The 20,376-nt window shown below is 57.7% G+C and carries 18 protein-coding genes and 2 pseudogenes; 13 read left to right on the forward strand and 7 right to left on the reverse strand.

Annotation, left to right across the window (positions count from 1 at the left end; translation table 11 throughout):
- Positions 1-5 precede the first annotated feature (5 nt).
- A complete protein-coding gene (locus BT119_RS16180) occupies positions 6-638 on the forward strand; it encodes a pseudouridine synthase (protein ID WP_058398060.1) in 633 nt (210 codons plus the stop codon).
- 13 nt (positions 639-651) lie between these two features.
- On the opposite strand, the gene BT119_RS16185 is transcribed toward BT119_RS16180, so the two are convergent.
- Positions 652-1,143, reverse strand: coding sequence for an Lrp/AsnC family transcriptional regulator (locus BT119_RS16185; RefSeq protein WP_003419292.1), 492 nt, complete (start codon positions 1,141-1,143; stop codon positions 652-654).
- A gap of 336 nt (positions 1,144-1,479) precedes the next feature.
- Positions 1,480-2,028, reverse strand: a complete 549-nt coding sequence (locus tag BT119_RS27895; protein WP_371857178.1) for a hypothetical protein — start codon at positions 2,026-2,028, stop codon at positions 1,480-1,482.
- Between BT119_RS27895 and BT119_RS27900 the strand changes: the two genes are divergently transcribed.
- On the forward strand, positions 1,972-2,691 hold the full coding sequence (locus BT119_RS27900; RefSeq protein WP_058398091.1) for a DUF6515 family protein: 720 nt from the start codon (positions 1,972-1,974) through the stop codon (positions 2,689-2,691). The genes BT119_RS27895 and BT119_RS27900 overlap by 57 nt on opposite strands.
- Before the next feature lie 6 nt (positions 2,692-2,697).
- Here BT119_RS27900 and BT119_RS16195 read toward each other — a convergent pair whose 3' ends face one another.
- Positions 2,698-3,591, reverse strand: coding sequence for a cation diffusion facilitator family transporter (locus BT119_RS16195; RefSeq protein WP_054081967.1), 894 nt, complete (start codon positions 3,589-3,591; stop codon positions 2,698-2,700).
- Between the two features lie 25 nt (positions 3,592-3,616).
- A complete protein-coding gene (locus BT119_RS16200; protein WP_003368770.1) occupies positions 3,617-4,036 on the reverse strand; it encodes a hypothetical protein in 420 nt (139 codons plus the stop codon).
- Between the two features lie 285 nt (positions 4,037-4,321).
- Between BT119_RS16200 and BT119_RS16205 the strand changes: the two genes are divergently transcribed.
- Both BT119_RS16205 and BT119_RS16210 read left to right on the forward strand, forming a co-directional pair.
- The gene (locus tag BT119_RS16205; protein ID WP_044309525.1) at positions 4,322-5,248 is read left to right on the forward strand and encodes a Gfo/Idh/MocA family protein; all 927 of its coding nucleotides are present in this window, start codon (positions 4,322-4,324) and stop codon (positions 5,246-5,248) included.
- A gap of 75 nt (positions 5,249-5,323) precedes the next feature.
- Positions 5,324-6,295, forward strand: coding sequence for an alpha/beta hydrolase (locus BT119_RS16210; protein ID WP_044309524.1), 972 nt, complete (start codon positions 5,324-5,326; stop codon positions 6,293-6,295).
- Between the two features lie 9 nt (positions 6,296-6,304).
- On the opposite strand, the gene BT119_RS16215 is transcribed toward BT119_RS16210, so the two are convergent.
- Positions 6,305-6,844, reverse strand: coding sequence for a DsbA family protein (locus BT119_RS16215; RefSeq protein ID WP_072366336.1), 540 nt, complete (start codon positions 6,842-6,844; stop codon positions 6,305-6,307).
- 340 nt (positions 6,845-7,184) lie between these two features.
- Positions 7,185-7,880 (reverse strand): tRNA (adenine(22)-N(1))-methyltransferase, encoded by a 696-nt coding sequence (locus tag BT119_RS16220; RefSeq protein WP_305882279.1) that lies wholly within the window; start codon positions 7,878-7,880, stop codon positions 7,185-7,187.
- A gap of 167 nt (positions 7,881-8,047) precedes the next feature.
- Between BT119_RS16220 and BT119_RS16225 the strand changes: the two genes are divergently transcribed.
- The 9 genes and pseudogenes from BT119_RS16225 (at position 8,048) to hrpB (ending at position 19,914) form a co-directional block, all read left to right on the forward strand.
- Positions 8,048-8,431, forward strand: a complete 384-nt coding sequence (locus BT119_RS16225; protein ID WP_003340858.1) for a RidA family protein — start codon at positions 8,048-8,050, stop codon at positions 8,429-8,431.
- Positions 8,432-8,557: 126 nt separating this feature from the next.
- Positions 8,558-9,547 (forward strand): DKNYY domain-containing protein, encoded by a 990-nt coding sequence (locus tag BT119_RS16230; protein ID WP_083553793.1) that lies wholly within the window; start codon positions 8,558-8,560, stop codon positions 9,545-9,547.
- A gap of 49 nt (positions 9,548-9,596) precedes the next feature.
- Positions 9,597-10,220 (forward strand): glutathione S-transferase family protein, encoded by a 624-nt coding sequence (locus BT119_RS16235; protein WP_072366341.1) that lies wholly within the window; start codon positions 9,597-9,599, stop codon positions 10,218-10,220.
- 95 nt (positions 10,221-10,315) lie between these two features.
- Positions 10,316-11,332, forward strand: coding sequence for a type III secretion system effector HopI1 (hopI1, locus tag BT119_RS16240; protein WP_072366343.1), 1,017 nt, complete (start codon positions 10,316-10,318; stop codon positions 11,330-11,332).
- A gap of 119 nt (positions 11,333-11,451) precedes the next feature.
- Positions 11,452-11,697: pseudogene (locus BT119_RS16245) on the forward strand (ATP-dependent helicase); the annotation flags it as partial.
- Between the two features lie 108 nt (positions 11,698-11,805).
- Positions 11,806-13,087 (forward strand): annotated as a pseudogene (locus BT119_RS16250) (DUF2254 domain-containing protein).
- Positions 13,088-13,153: 66 nt separating this feature from the next.
- On the forward strand, positions 13,154-14,731 hold the full coding sequence (locus BT119_RS16255) for a sensor domain-containing diguanylate cyclase (protein ID WP_072366345.1): 1,578 nt from the start codon (positions 13,154-13,156) through the stop codon (positions 14,729-14,731).
- Positions 14,732-14,979: 248 nt separating this feature from the next.
- Positions 14,980-16,599 (forward strand): methyl-accepting chemotaxis protein, encoded by a 1,620-nt coding sequence (locus BT119_RS16260; RefSeq protein ID WP_003431659.1) that lies wholly within the window; start codon positions 14,980-14,982, stop codon positions 16,597-16,599.
- Between the two features lie 780 nt (positions 16,600-17,379).
- Complete coding sequence (gene hrpB / locus BT119_RS16265; RefSeq protein ID WP_072366347.1) at positions 17,380-19,914, forward strand: ATP-dependent helicase HrpB; 2,535 nt, start codon at positions 17,380-17,382, stop codon at positions 19,912-19,914.
- Positions 19,915-20,078: 164 nt separating this feature from the next.
- Here hrpB and BT119_RS16270 read toward each other — a convergent pair whose 3' ends face one another.
- Entirely contained in the window at positions 20,079-20,327 is a 249-nt protein-coding gene (locus tag BT119_RS16270; RefSeq protein ID WP_058398053.1) for a hypothetical protein, read from the reverse strand.
- Positions 20,328-20,376 lie beyond the last annotated feature (49 nt).

A 20,376-nucleotide genomic window follows, 5' to 3' on the forward strand; every position in this document is an offset into this window, starting at 1 on the left:
TTCTCATGTCCCGCACCCAACGCCCCGTTTCCCGCCGTCCTGCCCCCACACCGACAGGCACTGCCCGGCGTGTCGCCAAAGCGCTACCGGCCGAGCCCAGGCTGATCCTGTTCAACAAGCCTTTCGACGTGCTGACCCAGTTCAGCGATGAGGAAGGGCGCGCCACGCTCAAGGACTTCATCAAGATCCCCGGCATCTATCCGGCCGGGCGTCTGGATCGCGACAGCGAAGGTTTGCTGCTATTGACCAACGACGGCCAGTTGCAGGCGCGCATTGCCGATCCCAAGCACAAGCTGGCCAAGACCTACTGGGTGCAGGTCGAAGGCGAGCCGAGCGATGAGCAGTTGCAGCAGTTACGCGACGGTGTCCAGCTCAATGACGGGCCGACCTTGCCCGCCGAAGCGCGGCAGCTCGATGAACCGCAACTCTGGCCGCGCAACCCGCCCGTGCGCTTTCGCAAGAGTGTGCCGACAAGCTGGCTGGAGCTGGTGATCAAGGAAGGGCGCAATCGGCAGGTGCGGCGTATGACCGCTGCCGTCGGCTTGCCGACCCTGCGGCTGGTGCGGGTCAGGATTGGCGACTGGACGCTGGAGGGCCTGGATCAGGGCCAGTACAGGGAAGTCGCCGCAAAACTGTGATACCGGTGCTGGCTCAGTTGCGCAGGTGAGTCAGCGGCATTTCGGTGCTGGCCAGCACTTGATTGAGGACAAAGCTCGACTTGACGCTGGTCACGCCTTCGATGCGGGTCAGATGGCCCAACAGCAGCTTCTGATAGTGATCCATGTCCGGCACCACCACCTTCAGTTGATAGTCCGCGTCCATGCCGGTCACCAGGCTGCATTCCAGTACCTGAGGCAGGTTGCGGATCTGCTGCTCGAAGTTCTCGAAGCGCTCGGGTGTGTGCCGGTCCATGCCGATCAGCACGTAGGCGGTCAGGTTCAGGCCCAGTTTCTTGCGGTCCAGCAGGGCAACCTGGCGCACGATGTAACCGTCGTCTTCCAGTTGCTTGACCCGGCGCGAGCAGGGCGACGGCGACAGACCAATGCGTTCGGCCAATTCCTGGTTGGATATCCGTGCGTCCCGTTGCAATTCAGCCAAAATGCTCAGGTCGTATCTGTCGAGCTTGCTCACGATGCACCCCATTATCAATTCAATTGCGCTGGATTATTCATCTGAAGTCAAAAATTGCGCAAGTAATGTTTCAATCCGCAATATTAGCAATCTTCTGCCTCAGCCTCAGGCCTATTCTTTTAAACAGAATCACTGCCCGGACACAGCGTCCAGCGCGACCCGCCGAATCAGGCCAGTCGCGGCCTCCCACCCAACAGGGTGTGTCAGGCCCCCGGGCTACATACTGTCCAGAAGACGGCATGAGGTGAGCCAGCGTCAAAAGCGCTGCGCCAGGACGAAGTATCTCAAGGGGGCCATTTGGTCCCCTTTTCTTTGTCTGCTGATAAAGTGCGCAGAACGGCGCTACGCTTAAACAGTCTTAATGACGTCAACCCGCGCTCTAGTGAGGAAAGCATGAAATCTGGCATCTGGCAGTTTGCGGGTGTAAGTCTGTTGTGTCTGAGCATTGGTGCTCAGGCGCTGGCCGACGAACGTGATGAACCGCCGCGCAATCCGCTTTACGGCAGCCCCGGTGAAAACGCGCAGCAGCGTCAGCAGCAGCAACAGCGTGCTCAAGAGCAGAACAATCAGCAGCGGCAGATCCAACAGCAGCAAAACCAGCAGCGCCAGGTCGAGCGTCAGCAGCAACAACTGATCAACCAGCAGCAGACCAATCAGCAACGCCAGATTCAGGAACAGCAGAACCAGCAGCGTCAGGTCGAGCGTCAGCAACAGCAGCAGATCCAGCAACAGCAGCTTCAGCAGCGCAACGTCGAGCGCCAGCAGCAACAGCAGATCGAGCAGCAACAGCGCGATCAGCAGCGCCAGATTCAGCAGCAGCAAAGCCAGCAGCGTCAGCAGTTGCGCCAGGCTCAGGACAACCTGCCGATTCAGAGCGGCCCGAAAGAGGCGTGGCAAACCCAGCCGCCGCGTCAGGGCTATTACCAGGACATTCCACGCGGCAACAACCGCAACTGGCAGGCCGGTAACGGTCGCCCTAATGATCACTGGGAAGGACGCCCCGATGGGCGTGGCAATGGCTGGGGACCCGGCCCGCAATACCGGCCTGGCTATGCGATAGATCGTGTACCGGGTGGCTACTCGCGTATTCCCTATCGTGGGCAGGACTATTACTACTCGGGTGGCTACTGGTATCGCCCGCAAGGCCCGCGTTATGTCGTGGTGACACCGCCCTACGGCGTGCGTGTCAGCAGACTACCGTCCTACTCTCAGGAAGTATGGATCGGCAGCAGCCTGCTGTTTCTGGCTGCCGGCACCTATTACGCCTACCAGCCGGACAGTCAGGACTATGTGGTGGTCAATCCGCCGCAGAACGAAGCCGTGTATCAGGCTCCGCCGGCCGAACAACAGGGCAATGGCTATGATCCGGTGGCCTACCCTGCCAACGGGCAGAGCCCGCAGCAGGTCGAGCTGGATAAATACCAGTGCTACCGCTGGGCTGCGGAGCAAAGCGGTTTCGACCCGGCCAATGTCACCGGTCAGCCATCGCCTGACATGGTCGATCTGTATCGTCGCTCGATGGGCGCGTGCCTGGCGGGGCGAGGTTACAGCGTCAACTGATGCCGGTCAGGCACTGGCCTGCTTGACGACTTCCTGAGGGTCGGCGTGCACCAGCACTTCGGCCTTCGGGAATTGCTTGTGAATGGCGTCGGCCACCTGATCACAAATGGCGTGGGCGACCGACAGCGTCAGGGTGCCCGGTAGCTCAAGGTGCAATTGCACAAACCAGTGATTACCGGAGATTCGTGTACGCAGATCATGCGCCCCGAGCACGCCCGGCACATCGCACGCCAGTGCCAGCATTTGAGTGCTGACATCGGCCGGCAACTCCGCATCCATCAACACCGATATCGTTTCGCGGGCGATTTGAAAGGCGCTCCACAAGATATACAGCGCGATGCCCAGCCCAAAATACGCGTCCAGCTGTTGCCAGCCGAAATACGCCAGCGTCAGCGCCACCAGAATGCTGGCGTTAAGCAGCAGGTCTGAACGGTAGTGCAGCGAATCGGCGCGGATCGCTGCCGAGCCGGTCGCCTTGATCACCCGGTATTGCAGGGTGAGCAGTGCGATCGTCAGCGCGATGGAAACCACCATCACGACCATGCCCAGCAGCGGCGCGCCCAGCGGTTCGGGATTCTGGATGCGCTCGACCGCCTGAACGGCAATCAGCACACCACTGACGGTGATGAACAACGCCTGCGCCATGCCCGACAGCGCTTCCGCCTTGCCGTGGCCATAGCGATGATCGTCATCTGCAGGCCTAAGTGCGTAATGCACCGCCAGCAGGTTGAGGAACGAGGCGGCGCCATCGAGCAGCGAGTCGGTAAGACCGGCCAGCAGACTCACCGAACCGCTCAGCCACCAGGCAACGCCCTTGGCCAGGATCAGCGTCGTGGCAACTGCCAGCGAGGCCCGTGTCGCGAGACGCAGCAGTCGGGAATGTTCGGCAGTGGTGCTCATGACGCTTCCTTGAACGGAATTGATATCAGGCAGCCGGGACCAGACCCAGTGCTGCCAGTTGTTCGACACTGCCTTTGTGCTGGATCAGGCGTGGATCGTTCAACGGCAGGGAACGGCCCAGCTCGGTTTCAATGATGGCTTGCAGCTTGGTGTTGTCGACACTGCCGTCAGCCTTGAGCGCTTTTTGCAGCTTTTGCGGATCGATCTGCGCATGCTCGCCAGGCCCGTAATAGATCGCACCAGTGGCGAAGTCCACCGCAAACGCAATCACCCCTGGAATGATATAGAACAGCAGCGCGAAAGCATCCAGCGCCGCAATGGCCGGGTCAACCTTGCCATCGATCTGACCACGACGATCAGGATAGAAAATACTGCCGCAGGCCGAAATCTGAGTCAGCAACGTGGCGACCAGAACGCCACCGATCAAGCGAGAAGGAATGCGCATGGAAAGCTCCTGAGATGAAGAGGGCAACTATACAAGGCAATGACTGCAAGGCTAAGACTATTGAGTGATGGCGTGGTTCTGCGGCCGTTAAGTTAACCACATGGGATGCGGAGCCATCGCAGTGGTAGGAGTGAGCTTGCTCACGAAGGCCCTGAGCGGGCGCTGAAGATTATCGAAGGTGAGATCGGCCAGGAACACAGCTCCCGCGCCGATGCCCCTTACCGACCACGATTAACATCTGGTTTACTGTGCCGCACGATAACTACAAAAACTCAGGAGTCATGTATGCAACCGATTCGTCTCGGTCTGGTGGGCTACGGCAAGATTGCGCAGGATCAACACGTCCCGGCGATCCACGCCAACCCCGCGTTTGAGCTGGTGGCCGTGGCCACGCAAGGCCAGCCGTGCGCTGGGGTAGAGAATTTCAAATCCCTGGGCGAACTGCTTGCGAGCGGGCTGCAGGTTGACGCGATTGCGTTCTGTACGCCCCCGCAAGGTCGCTTTGCCCTGGTGCAGGAAGCGTTGGCGGCCGGCAAACATGTGTTGGTCGAGAAACCGCCGTGCGCGACCCTGGGGGAGGCGATGGCGTTGGTAGCCCAGGTGCAAGAGCAGGGCGTCAGCGGTCTGTTTGCCTGGCATTCGCGTTACGCGCAAGGTATCGAAGCGGCGCGTGAGTGGTTGTCCACCCGCACCCTGCACAGCGTGCAGATCGACTGGAAAGAAGACGTGCGCAAATGGCACCCCGGTCAGGCGTGGATCTGGCAGCCCGGTGGCCTTGGCGTGTTCGATCCGGGCATCAATGCCCTGTCGATCGTGACCCACCTGCTGCCACTGTCATTGTTCGTCGAGTCTGCCGAACTGCGCGTGCCGAGCAATTGCCAGTCGCCTATCGCTGCGTCCATCAAAATGTCCGACACGCGCCATCTCGATATCCGCGCCGAGTTCGATTTCGATCATGGTCACGACGAGCTTTGGAGCATCGAGATTCGCTGCGCTGAGGGGACGTTGCGCCTGGACAACGGCGGTGCAGTGTTGAGTATCGATGGCGTGCGTCAGGCTGTTTCGGAAGAGGGCGAGTACGCAGCGGTGTATCGCCACTTCCAACAGTTGATCGGCGATAAAGCCAGTGACTTGGACCTGCAACCGTTGCGGCTGGTCGCGGACAGTTTTTTCGTGGGCAGTCGGGCATCCGTTGAACCGTTCTACGACTAAAAGCCTCTCAGGTACAGGTGGGGGCAAACCGCGTTGCGCGCCCCTGCATACGTCAGCCTGACAAGAGAGCAGAAAGTGGACACAAAACAGCCTTGGCCTTCCAGTGAGCAGGAATTGGTAGAAGTACGACGGTTTAATAAAACCCTCGCGCGGATGCCGCGTTTCCAGATTCGCAATCGCGTCACGCCCCGGCTGATTCAGGCGCTGTTGCGTGCAGCTCAGATCGGCAGCGCCCTGAAACCGGGAGGCCATGACCTGCGCATCGAGAAAAGAACGGTCAGTTCGGATAACGTACCGGTGCCCGTGCGCATCATCCGCCCCAAAGGTAAACCCAAGGGCGTGGTGTTCGACATCCACGGCGGCGGATGGGTGATCGGTAATGCCCAGATGAACGATGATCTCAACGTCGGCATGGTCAACGCCTGCGACGTGGCCATTGTTTCGGTTGATTACCGACTTGCTGTAACAACCCCCATCGAGGGCCTGATGGAGGATTGTTTTTCTGCCGCCTGCTGGCTGTTGGGCAAAGACTGCGAGGAGTTTGCCGGCCTTCCGGTTATTGTGGTCGGCGAATCCGCTGGCGGACATCTTGCCGCAGCCACGCTTCTGAAATTGAAAAGCCGACCTGATCTGCTCGAGCGGATAGTGGGGACGGTGCTGTACTACGGCGTTTACGACCTGACGGGCACCAAGAGCGTGCGTACCGCAGGGCCGGAGACGCTGGTGCTGGACGGTCCGGGCATGGTCGGCGCTATGCGCGCGCTTACCCCCGACCGAAGCGACGATAAACGCCGCGAGCCGCCACTGTCACCGCTGTATGGCGATTTGACCGGCCTTCCGCCCGCACTGATGTTCGTCGGAGAGATCGACCCGCTGCTGGATGACACTCTGCAAATGGCCGAGCGCTGGGCCAACTCGGCAGAGGTCGAAATGCACCTCATGCCCGAGTCGCCGCACGGCTTCATCCATTTCCCGACCACGTTGGCGCGCAAGGCGCTGGCGCGCAGCCGTGAATGGATCAATGAGCGGATCGGTGCGCTGGGTTGAGCCCGCTGCTCAACCCAACTCTGCGACCCACTTCGACACGGGGTCGCCACTGCTCAAGCCCGGCTGCACAAGACCGTCGATCATGAAGGTCGGCGAAACATGTATACCGTTCTGGCGAGCGTATTTGGCGTGCCATTTCACGGCCTGTTCAAGCTCGGGATTGGCGAATGCCTCCGCCAGCGCCAGGCCGCTGTAACGCTCGATGCGCGCGATGATGTCGTTGGGCGTCGCGTCCATGTTCGGGCCGGTGGCGTGGTGTTCGAACTCGAATTCTTCACGGTGCGACGCAACCGCCGTCATGACCGCCTTGGCGCTTTGCTTGCCGCCTTCAAGGGTCGCAGCCGCCAGAATGCAGCGCACGATGACACCCGAAAACATGTGCCAGGGCTGCGATTGCAGGCGGATTTTGACCGTGATCCTGTCTTCTCTGGCCTGAGCCAGCAGCTCATCGAGCTTGAAGAAGGCCTTCACTGAAAAAGGGCAGGTTGGCTCAAGAAAGACTTCGAACAGACGAGGTCCGTGGCCCCAGGAAAGTACGTCTGAATACATGGTCGTGTTGCTCCCGTCGATGGTTGTACAGAAAACGCGCCGGGCTGGTTGCCCGCGCCGGGCATGGTCACGAGAAGCATTCTCCCGGACACCTCTCGTTCCTCACGCAGAGCATTGGCGCGAGACAAACAGGCGCGCCGGGCTGATTGCCCTGCGCCGCGCATGGTCACGAGAAGTAATCTCCCGCACACCTCTCGTTCCTCACGCTCCGCGTGGGAATGCAGTTCGTGACGCTCCGCGTCACACATTGCAACTTTGACACCACCAGCTTGAGGCGCCATAAAAGCCTGAACTGCGGATCATGCGGGTTTGAGAGCAGGTTCGGGCATGAGTTCGATTTTCAGGCCAGCAATGCGCTAATCCAGCGAATCTGCTGCGCAACCTCCTGCCCTTTTTCTTCGCTCACGCCTTTCTGTGCTCTTTCGAAGTTGTTCAGCGTTTTCTGTTTTTTGCCCAATAAACGCTGCCACTTGAGCAGAAACGCCGGGCTGCGCGCCTGCATCTGCAGCGGGCCGAAATACAGTTCCTCAGCCGTGTACTTAACGGGGCCTGTGCGTTCGGCGACGATGATTTCGTAGTCGAAACGGTTTTCCCGCAGCACCTCTTCGCTGACGATGCGGTAGTCATGCTCCATCAGCCAGACACGCAACGGTTGCTCGCCGCCGTTGGGTTGCAGGATCAAGCGTTCCTGACCGCTCAGGCGCGCCTTGCCCGCTTCAAGGATGCCGCGAATCGTCTCGCCGCCCATGCCGCAGAGACTGATCGCCGTGATCGCGTCCTGCGCTTCGATCGCCGCCAGACCATCGGCCAGGCGCACGCTGACCTGATCCTCCAGATCGTTCTCGCGCACGGTGCGCTCGGCTGCGCAGAACGGCGTCAATGCCACCTCGCCAGCCACCGCCGCCGAGATGGCGCCACGGTTCAGCAGCGCGACCGGCAGATAACCGTGATCCGAGCCGATATCAGCCAGCCGTGCACCGGCGGGTACGTGCGTCGCCACACGCTCAAGGCGCATGGACAATCTCTGTTCGTTCAACGGCAACCCCTTTCACCCCAAACGTCCGACAGCATGGCCGGGTCCGGGCGCGATTCTGTAGAGCAACGCGGCGCATTTCAACTTTCCGCGACAAAGCCCACGGCTCGACCCCCACCTGTCGCTCGCGTAGGCTTAGCGTTTTCCATCCTTTGCAAAGCAGAGATCCCATGGCAAACGCAGACATCACCTTTACCCCCGATCCAGATCCGGAGTCCATCTCGTCGGACGTCGCCGACTTCAACGGCGTGCTGGTCAGCACCCAGATCCCTACTCATCCCGACGGTAGCCTGGAACTGGGCGGCATCACCGAGCAAAGCGAATGCACCCTGCGTGCCCTGAAAGACGCCCTCGAACGCGCCGGCAGCTCGATGGACCGGGTCATGCACCTGACCATCTACCTGACCGACATGGCGGACCGGGCGGCTTTCAATGAAGTGTACAAACGCTTCTTCAAAAAGCCGTGGCCCGTGCGCGCAGCAGTGGGTGTGGCTGCGTTGGCGGTTGAAGGCATGCGCGTGGAAGTAACGGCGATGGCGGCCAAGGCGGGCTGAATGCAGTCGCTCGTTCCACACTCTGCGTGGGGACGCAGTTTGTAACGCTCTTCGTCATAACATGCTTGTCATGAATAATGAGGCGAAGCAAGTCTGTCAGCCTCCAGCAGCACTAAACATAAGGAGATGTATGTGAGACCGGGTCCTAGACTGTTGATAATCGCGGGAGGGCTGGCAGTACTGGGTTTTGTTGGCCATGCCGTATATGAAGCTCTGCCCGGTGATATGGGTAATGATCATATCAATGTCGTATGCGAGGAGGTTGTTAGCGGACGCTTCAATGGAGACGGGACCATTGATGATTCAAAAAAGAAGACACGAAAGTGTTCTTCGGATCTTCGTACTCTTTCTGCCCATTACGTGGTGCTTGACGACGACGTCTATTGGATGAACCAAGTACGTTATAAGGAGAAACCCTGCATCACTGGCGCCGGTGATGCCTCAGGAGCGATTAGTAATTTTTCGTTTTCATGCCTGTTATCAAAACAAGGTCAGATCAACTCGATCGAGACGCGCGAGCTTAACCTGGTGGCACATTACTCGCCTTCCTTCAAGCCGCTGGAGGGCAGCCTTCAGGGGGGTGTTGACTGGCAGACTGATCAGCTTGCCTATTACGCCAAAGACGATATTTCTGTTTACTATGGGGGACGAAAGATAAAGGGCGCAGATCCACATCTTTTTTCGGTGGTTTTTCCCTTGGGTGATGACAAAAAGTGGCGCAGTCTTAGTGTCTCTATGAGCGGCAACGAGATGTTCGTCGGCGGTTTGAGTATTGGCGACATTGATTTATACGATTTTCGTCCGTTGATTCCTGTTGATTGTCCTGAGCACGGTATCTCTGAATGTGCGGGGCATAGAGAGTTAGAAGATTTTTTAAAGTATGATAATTGGGGTCAAGGCCTGCTGGGGGTGGTAGGCAATGATCTCGTCTTTCTGCATACCTCTGGCGCTGAGCGATTTGCTGATATGGCGTCTTCCGACACATTTATGTTCGCGACCAGCAAGAAAATCTATGTTTACACCAAAGCAAAATTTTATGAACTCGGCGGTGAGTATTCATTTAATAAAAAATTGGTACCGATGGACGTGAATGACTTTACAAATAATCGTGGGTGATTCGATTTTTGCGATGGCGGCCAAGGCGGGCTAACCATAAGGAGATGGAATGCTACAGATACTGGGCAAAGCCTCATCGATCAATGTCCGCAAAGTGCTCTGGACCTGTGCAGAGTTGGAAATCCCGTTCGAACGGCAGGACTGGGGCTCTGGTTTCAGGGAAACCAACACGCCTGAATTCATGGCACTCAACCCCAATGCGATGGTTCCAGTCATTGAGGACAATGGCTTCGTTCTGTGGGAGTCGAACACGATCATCAGGTACCTGGCGAACCGCGACAACGCCGTGCATCTCTATCCAGCGGACGCAATAGCCAGAGCCAGAGTGGATCAATGGATCGACTGGCAGGCCACAGATCTCAACAAATCCTGGGGTTATGCCTTCATGTCGCTGGTCAGGCACAGCGTCGCCCATCAAGACCCTGACGCGCTGGCTGCCGGATGCCGTCAATGGACCCGACACATGGCGATCCTGGATCGACAGCTTGATGCTACCGGGGCGTACGTTAGCGGCAGCGAGTTTTCGCTGGCAGACATCCCGATGGGCCTTTCAGTAAATCGCTGGTTTGAAACCCCGTTAAGTCATCCGGACTTCCCGGCAGTGAAGGCCTATTACGAACGACTGAGCGACCGTCCCGGCTACCGCTTGCACGGCCGAAACGGAACGCCGTGAGCCTTATACCCGAGCCCTGCATCGAATATTGACTCGCCCGTGGAACCGGATCTCGTTGCTTGCCACCAAGGCGGTATGAGTTTCCGGAGAAGCCGATGATCAACCTCACCAGCATTGCATCTTCGTTGGCGCGTGTAGCGCTCAGCGATTCGACAAAGCCAACGATAGACCGCGCGATGAACGTCGTCAGCCATATCGCTGGCAAAGTGGCGTTGCAGGTCAACAGCTCATTGTTGGAGCGGACAGGCCGGCTCAACGAGCGTCAGCAGAAAGGCCTCGCGGTAATCCTGGACGCGTTGCGTGGCAAGGAACCGGTGACCCATGTCGAGACGCACGAAGGGGGAGGCCGATTCAATCTGGCGCGAGCTGCCTTCGACGTGGCCAGCGTTGTCTGGGAGCGCGACAAGTCGATGCGCAACGTGATGAGCTTTTTGGGCGTCAGCGATAGCAAGGGCAACCTGCTGTTCTCTCTGGGCAAGACGCTGGCTGAGGCGATGGTCAAGCCCGAACCTGAGTATGGCAAGCACAACAGTGAGGCGAACTATGCGTTCTTCTCCAGCAACCTGAAGCTGAACAAACTGATGAACGACATCGCTGATCAACTGATCAACGAGATTCGTCAGTCGAACACCGATCGCGTGCGACGACCCACGCCGGGCCCGTCCTGGAGACCTGAAAGCACTCAACAGCAAGCACGCCCACAAACGCCTCCACGCACTCGCCCCCAGGCTGCCAACAGCGCGCCGCCGCCACCGCCGAAAGCCGAGCCCCGTGCAGGCGCTCAGCGGCCGTCAGCAGATCGGCCCCACGACACGCCCGCTGCTGGCGCGTCCGCGAAGGTGGACAATTCCGCCCCCGCCAAGCCACCCGTCAAGCAGTTGTACGAGCACTTGGGCCTCTCGGACATGACGGCGGACCTCTCCGCAGTCAAAAAGGCTTACAAGAAAGCCTCGCTGAAGAATCATCCTGATAAGAACGTCGGTAACGAGGCTGAGGCGACTGAGCGTTTCAAAGTGATTTCAAATGCGTTCAGGATTTTGTCCGATCCAGAATTGCGCAAGAAATACGACAATGGCCTTATTGATGAGAACGGTAACGAGTTCAAGACCTGACTTTTCGGCGTGAGGCGTGCTGGCGGCAGTGTTTCTGGCGACTGCCGTTCAGCTAAAATACGCCGCCTGATTCCCCAACCCCACCCCGGTATGCTCCCTGCATCTCTCCGGGAGCCCCCATGATTTCGTTACCCATCGATGCCGTCCTGCCAGCCCTGCGCCAGGCCCTGACCACGCGCCATGAAGCCATACTCGAAGCCCCTCCCGGCGCGGGCAAGACCACGCGCGTGACGCTTGCGCTGCTTGAGGAAACCTGGCTGGCCGGGCAGACCATTCTGATGCTGGAACCTCGGCGCCTGGCCGCGAGATCGGCTGCCGAGCGGTTGGCCAGTGAACTGGGCGAGAAGGTCGGCGAAACGGTGGGGTAGGCGCCTATGCGCTGAACCTTCTGTTGGTGAACGAACTCAATCAGTCTAGGTAGTCGGAGGATGATTCCGTTTGCTTCCGAAGCAGTTGTCCAAAAAGGTAAGGCTATGATCGCTCGATGGCATTGGATGCTGGTGCAACTTACAAAGAAGCTTTGGCTCAGAGCTACCTTGTTTTCACTGCTGGGCGTAGCGACCGCCTTGATATCAATCTTGCTCAAGGACTCGATTCCATTTTCTCTGTCGGCACCGTATAGGTGCAGATGCCGTTGACAAGATTCTGAGCATCATTGCCTCCAGCATGCTTGCAGTGACCACCTTTTCGCTAAGCACTATGGTGACAGCGTACGGCGCGGCCAGCAGTGGCGTAACACCGCGTGCGACGACGTTGGTAATGGAGGACACGACAACACAAAACGCGCTCGCGACGTTCATCGGCTCATTTCTATTTAGCCTGGTAGGCATCATCGCCTTGAGCACTGGAGTCTATGGCGCCCAAGGACGCGTACTCCTGTTCGCAGCGACCATAGTGGTGGTCATCCTCATCGTTTACACGCTTCTGCGCTGGATTGATCACCTTTCAAAGTTGGGGCGAATGGGCGAGACGATTGATCTGGTGGAGAAAGCGGCCATTGATGCAATCGATCATAGAGTACGGTGGCCATACCTGGGCGGAGTCGCTTTCCCAAAGGGGTGGACTGTGCCTATCGGCTCTCAGATCGTTACCAGTGAATCGACTGGATATGTACAGCATATCGATGTTCAGGCACTGAGCGAGGTAGCGGAGGCCGGAAACCTCAAAATATTCGTGGATATTCTCCCCGGTAGTTTCGTCCACCTGGGGAGGCCGCTGGCCTATCTCGTACCGCTGGCCAAAGAGTCTGTCGAGATCACTGGCGAGCCGTCGGAGAAGGTGCTCGCTACGCTGACAATAGGCACCCGGAGAACCTTCGAACACGATCCCCGCTTTGGACTTTCAGTGCTGTCGGAAATAGCATCCCGCGCGCTGTCTCCCGCAGTGAATGACCCCGGCACGGCCATTGATGTCATCGGGCGAGGCGTACGTAGCTTGACTACGTGGTGTAAGCCACAGCCAGTTGCCCCTGAGCATGAAAAAAGCTGCGGCCAGGTTTTTCTGCATGGTTTGACTGTGGACGACTTGTTCGATGACTTCTTTGCGCCGATAGCCAGAGATGGCGCAGCAATCATCGAAGTGGATCTGCGCCTGATGAAAGCCCTGATCAGCCTTGCTCAGATCGATCCCGCTTTGTTCAAAGCCGTTTGCGTGAGGCACGCGAATATCCTGTTGAGAAGATCAGACAGCGCCTTGGCTTTGAACGAGGAAAAGTGCCAACTAAGGACACTGGCAGACAAGTTGCTGTTTAACTAACCAGCCTCACTACTAAGGTACGAAAGCTGCATAGAGCGCTCAAAAGCCAATTTGATGACGCCCTCTATGAAGCCTTTTTACCTTACCTCCACCAGACTCGCGCCTTCCATGCTCACCAAAGCACTGCTTGGCTTCATTGCTCTAGTGTGTCTCTCGTTGATTTTGGCTACAGCCTGGCAGATGAATCAGTCCAAGCGTGAGCGCGTAGCTACAGCCAAAATTGCGGTTTCAAACATCGTTCTTGCCGCCGAGCAGCAAGCTCGGGATACGGTACGACAAGCTGATAATACGCTGCGTGATCTCGTGGAGCGAGTGGAGCGCGACGGTTTAGAGGGGGCTCAGCAAGCTCGACTGGCGAAACTGATGGCCCAGGATGTGGTGAATGTGGACGGCATCCAGGGGCTTTTCATCTACGATGCCCAAGGCAACTGGGTCGCCAACTCCTTTTCCCAAGGTATACAGGTGAAAAACAACAGCGACCGCGCGTACTTTGCGTATCACCGCGATAACGCCGATGAGTCCATCCACGTCGGTTCCATTGTCGAGAGTCGCATTACGGGGGAGATGGTTATCCCTATCAGTCGACGCATCAATGCTGCCGACGGTACGTTTGCAGGTGTGGCATTAGCGACTGTGCCCGTTGCCTATTTCCAATCATTCTTCAAGCGCATGGATGTGGACGACAAGGGCGTTATTTTTCTCGCGCTGAACAATGGCGACTTGCTGGCTCGGCGACCGACAATGACGGCACTTATGACAACCAATGTGGCCAAAGGGGATCTTTTCACCAGTTACCTGCCATACAGCGATAGCGGTACCGCTGTGATCAAGTCTGTAGTGGATGGCGTGGAAAGGATTTATGCCTATCGGCGGGTTTCCGGGTTACCCATCGTCGCTGCTGCTGGCGTTTCCTGCCAGCATGTATTCGCCCCCTGGTGGGCCTATGCGTATCGATCCATGGCTCTGGTGGCTATGATCACTTTATCTTTGGCTTCGCTAGGTCTCTTGTTGTACAGGCAAATTCAGCACTTGATCACTGCGGAAAGTGAGCTGAGCAGCGCCCGAACCGAGCTTGAGGTCATCGCTCAGACCGACAGTCTGACGCATTTGGCCAATCGACGTTGCTTCGACGCTACGTTGCAAAAAGAGTGGGGACGAGCGTCTCGAAATAACGCGGTCATTGCGATCATTTTGTTGGATATCGACTGGTTCAAACAATACAACGACTGCTACGGCCATCTGCGGGGGGACGACTGCCTGCGCCAGGTAGCCGGGATCATCGGAAGCTGCATCAACCGGGCTGGCGATCTAGCGGCACGGTATGGCGGTGAGGAGTTCGTGATCCTGCTAGCTGAAACAGATTTAGCGGGTGCTTTGAGCGTTGCCGAAAAAGTCAGGTTATCCATTGAAAACTCATTTATAGAGCACTCCGGCAGTCCAGTGGGGAATGTAACAATCAGTTCAGGTGTGGTGGCGATCAACGCACCGGAGAAGGAGGGCTATATAGCCGCCCTGAGGGAAGCAGATCTACTTCTTTACTCTGCTAAAACCAAAGGTCGCAACTGCGTCGAGGGACGAGCAATGGCCGACACCACCAGAAAGCAGTTCATATGCCAGCCCGTTCTAGGCACAGGCCAATGCTGATTATGGCCGACTTGCTGCCCGTCTCGCCTTCTGAACCCCATTGCCATGCACCCCAATTGCGATGGGTGTAGGCCTTTGGTGCCGCTGGCCTGATCATTCAACCTGCTTCGTTGCCTTTGAATATGCATGCCAGGTTTTGACAGCCGTCCAGCAGCCACATCGCCTCTTGACGAAAAGCTTAAAGTTTCCAATTTTGGGTCGATAGCTTGTTGAATATGTCAACCATCATTGGAGAGCAGGAATCTAACATGCGCCTTAGAAATCTCAATTTAGCGCCACGAGCGGCCCTGTTTTTCACTTCAATCATCATTCTAGTTTTTGTGCTGGGTATATTCGCAGTCCTCCAAATGGGCAAGCTACGGGATGCCGAAAAAGACGTCGAACTCAATTGGATGGCCAGCATCCGACAAACTGCGTTGATGGACAAAGCGACACTTCGCCTGAGGCTCGAGACCCAGCGAGGCCTCGCTGACCCTCAATCCATTCAAAAGAACATTGAAAACTTCGCTGGCTATCGCAAGGCTTTCACCGATGTGGTGGCGGGCTATGAGCCACTGATAGCGAGCGATAAAGAGCGCTCGTTTTACACGCCAGTAAAAAACAGCGCCGATGCCTATTCCAAACAACTGGATATTCTCGAACCGTTGATGAGACAAGGTGACATAGCCTCAGCGGTCAACCTGGTGAGTACAGGTATCCGCCCGCTCACGAATGCGATGGAGCAGCAGATTAAAGACTTGACCAATTTTAACAACGAGGGTGCAGCTCGGGCTGGGCAAACCGCAACCGATCTCTATAACAACGGCCTGTGGCTTGTCGTTGGCCTTATAACGGGCGTAGTCATTTTGACGATTGGCTTGGCATTACTGCTGACGAAAAGTATTACCTCTCCGATTAACGATGCGTTGTCCGTCGCGGAGCGTATCGCGGCCAGTGACCTCTCCAAGGAGGTATTGGTTAGCGGGACTGATGAAGCAGGGCGATTGTTGAAAGCACTTGCGCAGATGCAGACAAACCTGCGCAACACGATTCTGCAGATATCCGACTCGTCCACCCAACTGGCCTCTGCGTCAGAAGAGATGACAGCGGTCACTGAGGAGTCGAGTCGTGGTCTTGTCGCCCAAAATGACGAGGTCAATCAAGCAGCCACAGCGGTCACAGAAATGAGCGCGGCAGTTGATGAGGTCGCACGTAATGCGGAGTCAGCTTCTGAAGAGTCGAAGCGTACCCAAGGGTATACAGAGGTCGGTTTGGCGCGGGTGGCTCAGACGTTAAAGTCAATTCAAACGCTGAACGGTAACGTTGAAAACACCAGCGAGCAGATTCAAGGGTTGTCAGATCGTGCCCAGAGCATCACTAAAGTGGTCGAGGTGATTCGGGCAATTGCAGAACAAACCAACCTGTTGGCTTTGAACGCAGCCATTGAGGCAGCACGCGCAGGCGAGCAAGGTCGTGGGTTTGCGGTGGTTGCGGACGAAGTAAGAGCTTTGGCCCATCGCACTCAAGTGTCGACCCAGGAAATCGAGCAGATGATCGCTGCCATCCAGAACGATTCTGATCTGGCCGTGAAGGCAATGAACACGAGCCGAGACCTTGCGACCGAATCGCTTGGCGTCGCCCAGGAAGCCAGTACCTCGCTGGATCAGATAGCCACGGCCATTGTTCAGATCAATGAACGTAACCTCATGATCGCGACGGCCTCTGAAGAACAATCGCATGTAGCCCGCGAGGTTGATCGCAATCTGGTCAGTATCCGCGAGTTAGCAGCGCAAAACGCTGCGGGTGCCAGCCAGACAGCAAGTGCATGCGGTGAAATGTCAAAACTGGCTGTTAACCTGAATCAGTTGGTTAACCGATTTGTGGTATGACAAAGGCTTTAGGGAAGCTGAGGGCTAACCTCGGACTAGCCAGGCACTGAAAGCAACGTGCCCGAAATGCTCAGGTTTTCTGATTACGCGGCAATTCCGATAAATCGGGATTGCCTCAAGCGTAATGGTTGTTCCCGGCATTAAACGTCCCAAATGACTGAATTGGCAAAGCGCACACGATTAGTCTCAATATTCAGCCTGACTCAGTGTGTTCAGAAAAGGGGGGGATGCCCGTACGCTTACAGCTCGAACACATCCTCAAGGGCACAATCCATCGTATGCCAACTTATCGATGGACCCTCCTGTAGGTTCCACTTGGAATTACTTGGCCAACCACCGATAACCCGTTCACGAGGCTCGGCGTTGGAGCGAACGGCAAACTGAGCCTTGAAGGTGGCAGGGGTGTGCCAGACACAAAACTTTTCCTTCCTTTGAGCCCCAGGCATCTTCTATTCGCTTGTGTTGGCTATCGACCCCCTCAACGAGGCACCACGCTGAGTCTTACCGAAGCAGCATTTATTTGGACGATGATCCTCAATGGTGCCAACCGCTACGTATTTGCAACGGATATACAGGATATCGATGAGATCAAGTCTCGCACTGTCTCTCGTGACCTATTTGATGCAGATGCGAAGCTTTGGGCGGGGCGGACTCTGTGCGAACATCTCACGGGGTTTTCATGGCACCGGCAACTTATGCGTTAGCGCGCTTGGAGTGAAAGGCGTCAGGCGAAGTTGGGATGGTTACCCGTTACAATAGCCAGCTTACTTGGGAGCCCCCATGACCTCGTTACCCATCGATGCCGTCCTGCCAGCCCTGCGCCAGGCCCTGATCACGCGCCATGAAGCCGTACTCGAAGCCCCTCCCGGCGCGGGCAAGACCACGCGCGTGCCGCTTGCGCTGCTTGAGGAGACTTGGCTGGCCGCGCAGACCATTCTGATGCTGGAGCCTCGGCGACTGGCCGCAAGAGCAGCCGCCGAGCGGTTGGCCAGTGAGCTGGGCGAGAAGGTCGGTGAGACGGTGGGTTATCGAATCCGTCTGGAAAGTCGGGTCGGCCCGAAGACGCGTATTGAAGTGGTGACTGAGGGGATTCTCACGCGTCGTTTGCAGGACGACCCTGCGCTGGAAGGTGTGGGGCTGCTGATTTTCGATGAGTTTCACGAGCGCAGTCTGGACGCCGATCTGGCATTGGCCCTGAGCCTCAATGGTCGTGAGCTGTTTCGTGACGATCAGCCGCTGAAGATTCTGCTGATGTCGGCCACGCTGGAAGGCGAGCGGCTGGCGGCGTTGCTGGACGATGCGCCGGTAGTGCGCAGCGACGGGCGGATGTTTCCGGTGACGATGCAGTGGGGGCGTCCTTTTCAGCCGGGTGAATTCATCGAGCCGCGTGTCGTGCAGACGGTGCTGGATGCGCTGGGCAGCGAGTCCGGCAGCCTGCTTGTGTTTCTGCCGGGGCAGGCCGAGATTCGTCGGGTCAACCAGCAACTGGCGGAAGCACTGGGTGAGCGCGCCGACATTCTGCTGTGCCCTTTGCACGGCGAGCTTGATCTGAATGCGCAACGCGCGGCTATCGAACCGTCTCCCAAGGGCACGCGCAAGGTGGTGCTGGCGACCAACATTGCGGAAACCAGTCTGACCATCGACGGCGTGCGCGTGGTGATCGATGCCGGCTTGGCGCGGGTGCCGCGTTTCGATCCGGGCAGCGGCATGACGCGTCTGGAAACACAGCGTATCTCCCGTGCCAGCGCCACCCAGCGCGCCGGGCGGGCAGGGCGGCTGGAGCCGGGCGTGTGTTACCGGCTGTGGTCCGAAGCGCAGCACGATCAACTGGCCGCCTACGGGGCGGCAGAAATTCTTCAGGCGGACCTCGCCGGGCTCGCGCTGCAACTGGCTAGCTGGGGCGTCACGCCTGCGCAACTGGTCTGGCTGGATGTACCGCCAGCCGCGGCTTATGCACAGGCGCAGGATTTGTTGGTGCGTCTGGAGGCATTGAACAATCAGCCGGGTCAGCCGCCAGCCCTGACGCCACACGGTCAGGCGATGGCTGAGCTGCCTGCTCATCCGCGCATCGCCCATCTGCTGTTGCGCGGCCATGCGCTAGGGCTGGGCGAACTGGCGTGCGACGTGGCGGCCTTGCTGGGCGAGCGCGATATCTTGCGCGGCGCTGGCGCGGACCTGCACAGCCGCCTGACCCTGCTGGCCGGCACCGAACGCGCGGCGCGCGGCGCACAAGGCGGGGTACAACGGGCCAGACAACTGTCGCGGCAATATCGCGGTTATCTGCGCGGCGCGGCGAGCAGCCCGGTCAGCGATCCGGACCACTCCCGCTGGCTGGGCGCCTTGCTGGCGCTGGCTTACCCGGATCGCGTCGCACAGCAACGCCGAGCGGGCGGAGCGGAATACCGATTGGCCAACGGCCGCGCGGCACTGTTCGCCGAGGCGGATGCGCTGATGAAACAGCCATGGCTGGTCATCGCGGATTTGGGCAGCCGCCAGGGCCAGCGTGAAGAACGCATTTACCTCGCCGCCGAGTTCGATCCGGCACTGTTCGACTCGGTGTTGGCCGAGCAGGTCATCAGCGTGGACCAGATCGACTGGGACGAACGCGAAGGTGTATTCCGCGCCGAACGACAGCGCAAAGTCGGTGAACTGATCATCAGTCGCGAACCACTGACCGGCCTCGACGACGCAACCCGCAGCCATGCGTTGCTGGCGCTGGTGCGTCGCAAAGGCCTGGAATTGCTGCCGTGGACGCCCGAACTGCGCCAGTGGCAGGCGCGTGTCGCGCTGTTGCGCAGCCTGGATATCGAGAAAAGCTCAGCGAGCGAGTGGCCTGATCTGAGCGACGCACAACTGCTGGCGACACTCGAAAACTGGCTGATGCCCTACCTGGGCAAAGTCACCCGGCTCAGCCATTTCAGCCAGCTCGACCTGTCATCCATCCTGCGCAACCTCCTGCCATGGCCATTGCCGCAACAGTTGGAGGCGCAGGCACCCCAGACTCTGCAAGTGCCCTCCGGCTCGAATATCCGTATCGACTACAGCGAGCATCCGCCGATTCTGTCGGTGCGGCTGCAAGAGCTGTTTGGCTTGTCCGATACGCCGCGTATCGCCAATGGGCGGCAGGTGCTGAAACTGCACTTGCTGTCCCCGGCACGCCGCCCGGTGCAGGTGACGCAGGACCTGGCTAACTTTTGGCGGTCGACCTATATAGATGTGAAGAAGGACTTGAAGGGGCGTTATCCCAAGCATTACTGGCCAGATGATCCATTGGTGGCGGAGGCTACGGCTCGGGTCAAGCCTAGGGGCACTTGAGGTCTGTAAACCAATGCACTGATTTTGAGACCAATATGAGCATTCTGCGCTATAGCTGCGCAAACTTGCTGTGCAATGTATCTGGCTTGGAACACCTGATCAGATGTTGGATATCCAAAGAACCACAGAACACCAGGGCGCAAAGCCCTGGCAGGCAGCAGATGTCACTTTTTCTTTTTAGCCGGCTTTTCAGCCTTTTCTGATTTCTTGGCCTTTTCCGGCTTGCTATCAGCTTTTTTGGCAGCTTTCTTTGGCTCGGTGTCTTTTTTCTTGTCTTTCTTTTCGGAAGACTTGGAAAGCGTCGAGGCCGCTTCAGATTTCTTGGCCGGTGATGCTTTCTTGTCTTTCAGATCCTTGCTGGCTTTCGAGGCTTCGCCTTTGCTTTTCTTGTCATCTTTAGCCACGTTGATCACCCTTTGGTGTATGCCGGTATTGGCACGACGTCCATGGAAGTATCCATGG

Origin of the sequence: Pseudomonas sp. NFACC10-1 (assembly GCF_900119195.1) — a bacterium.
Lineage (GTDB): Bacteria > Pseudomonadota > Gammaproteobacteria > Pseudomonadales > Pseudomonadaceae > Aquipseudomonas > Aquipseudomonas cerasi.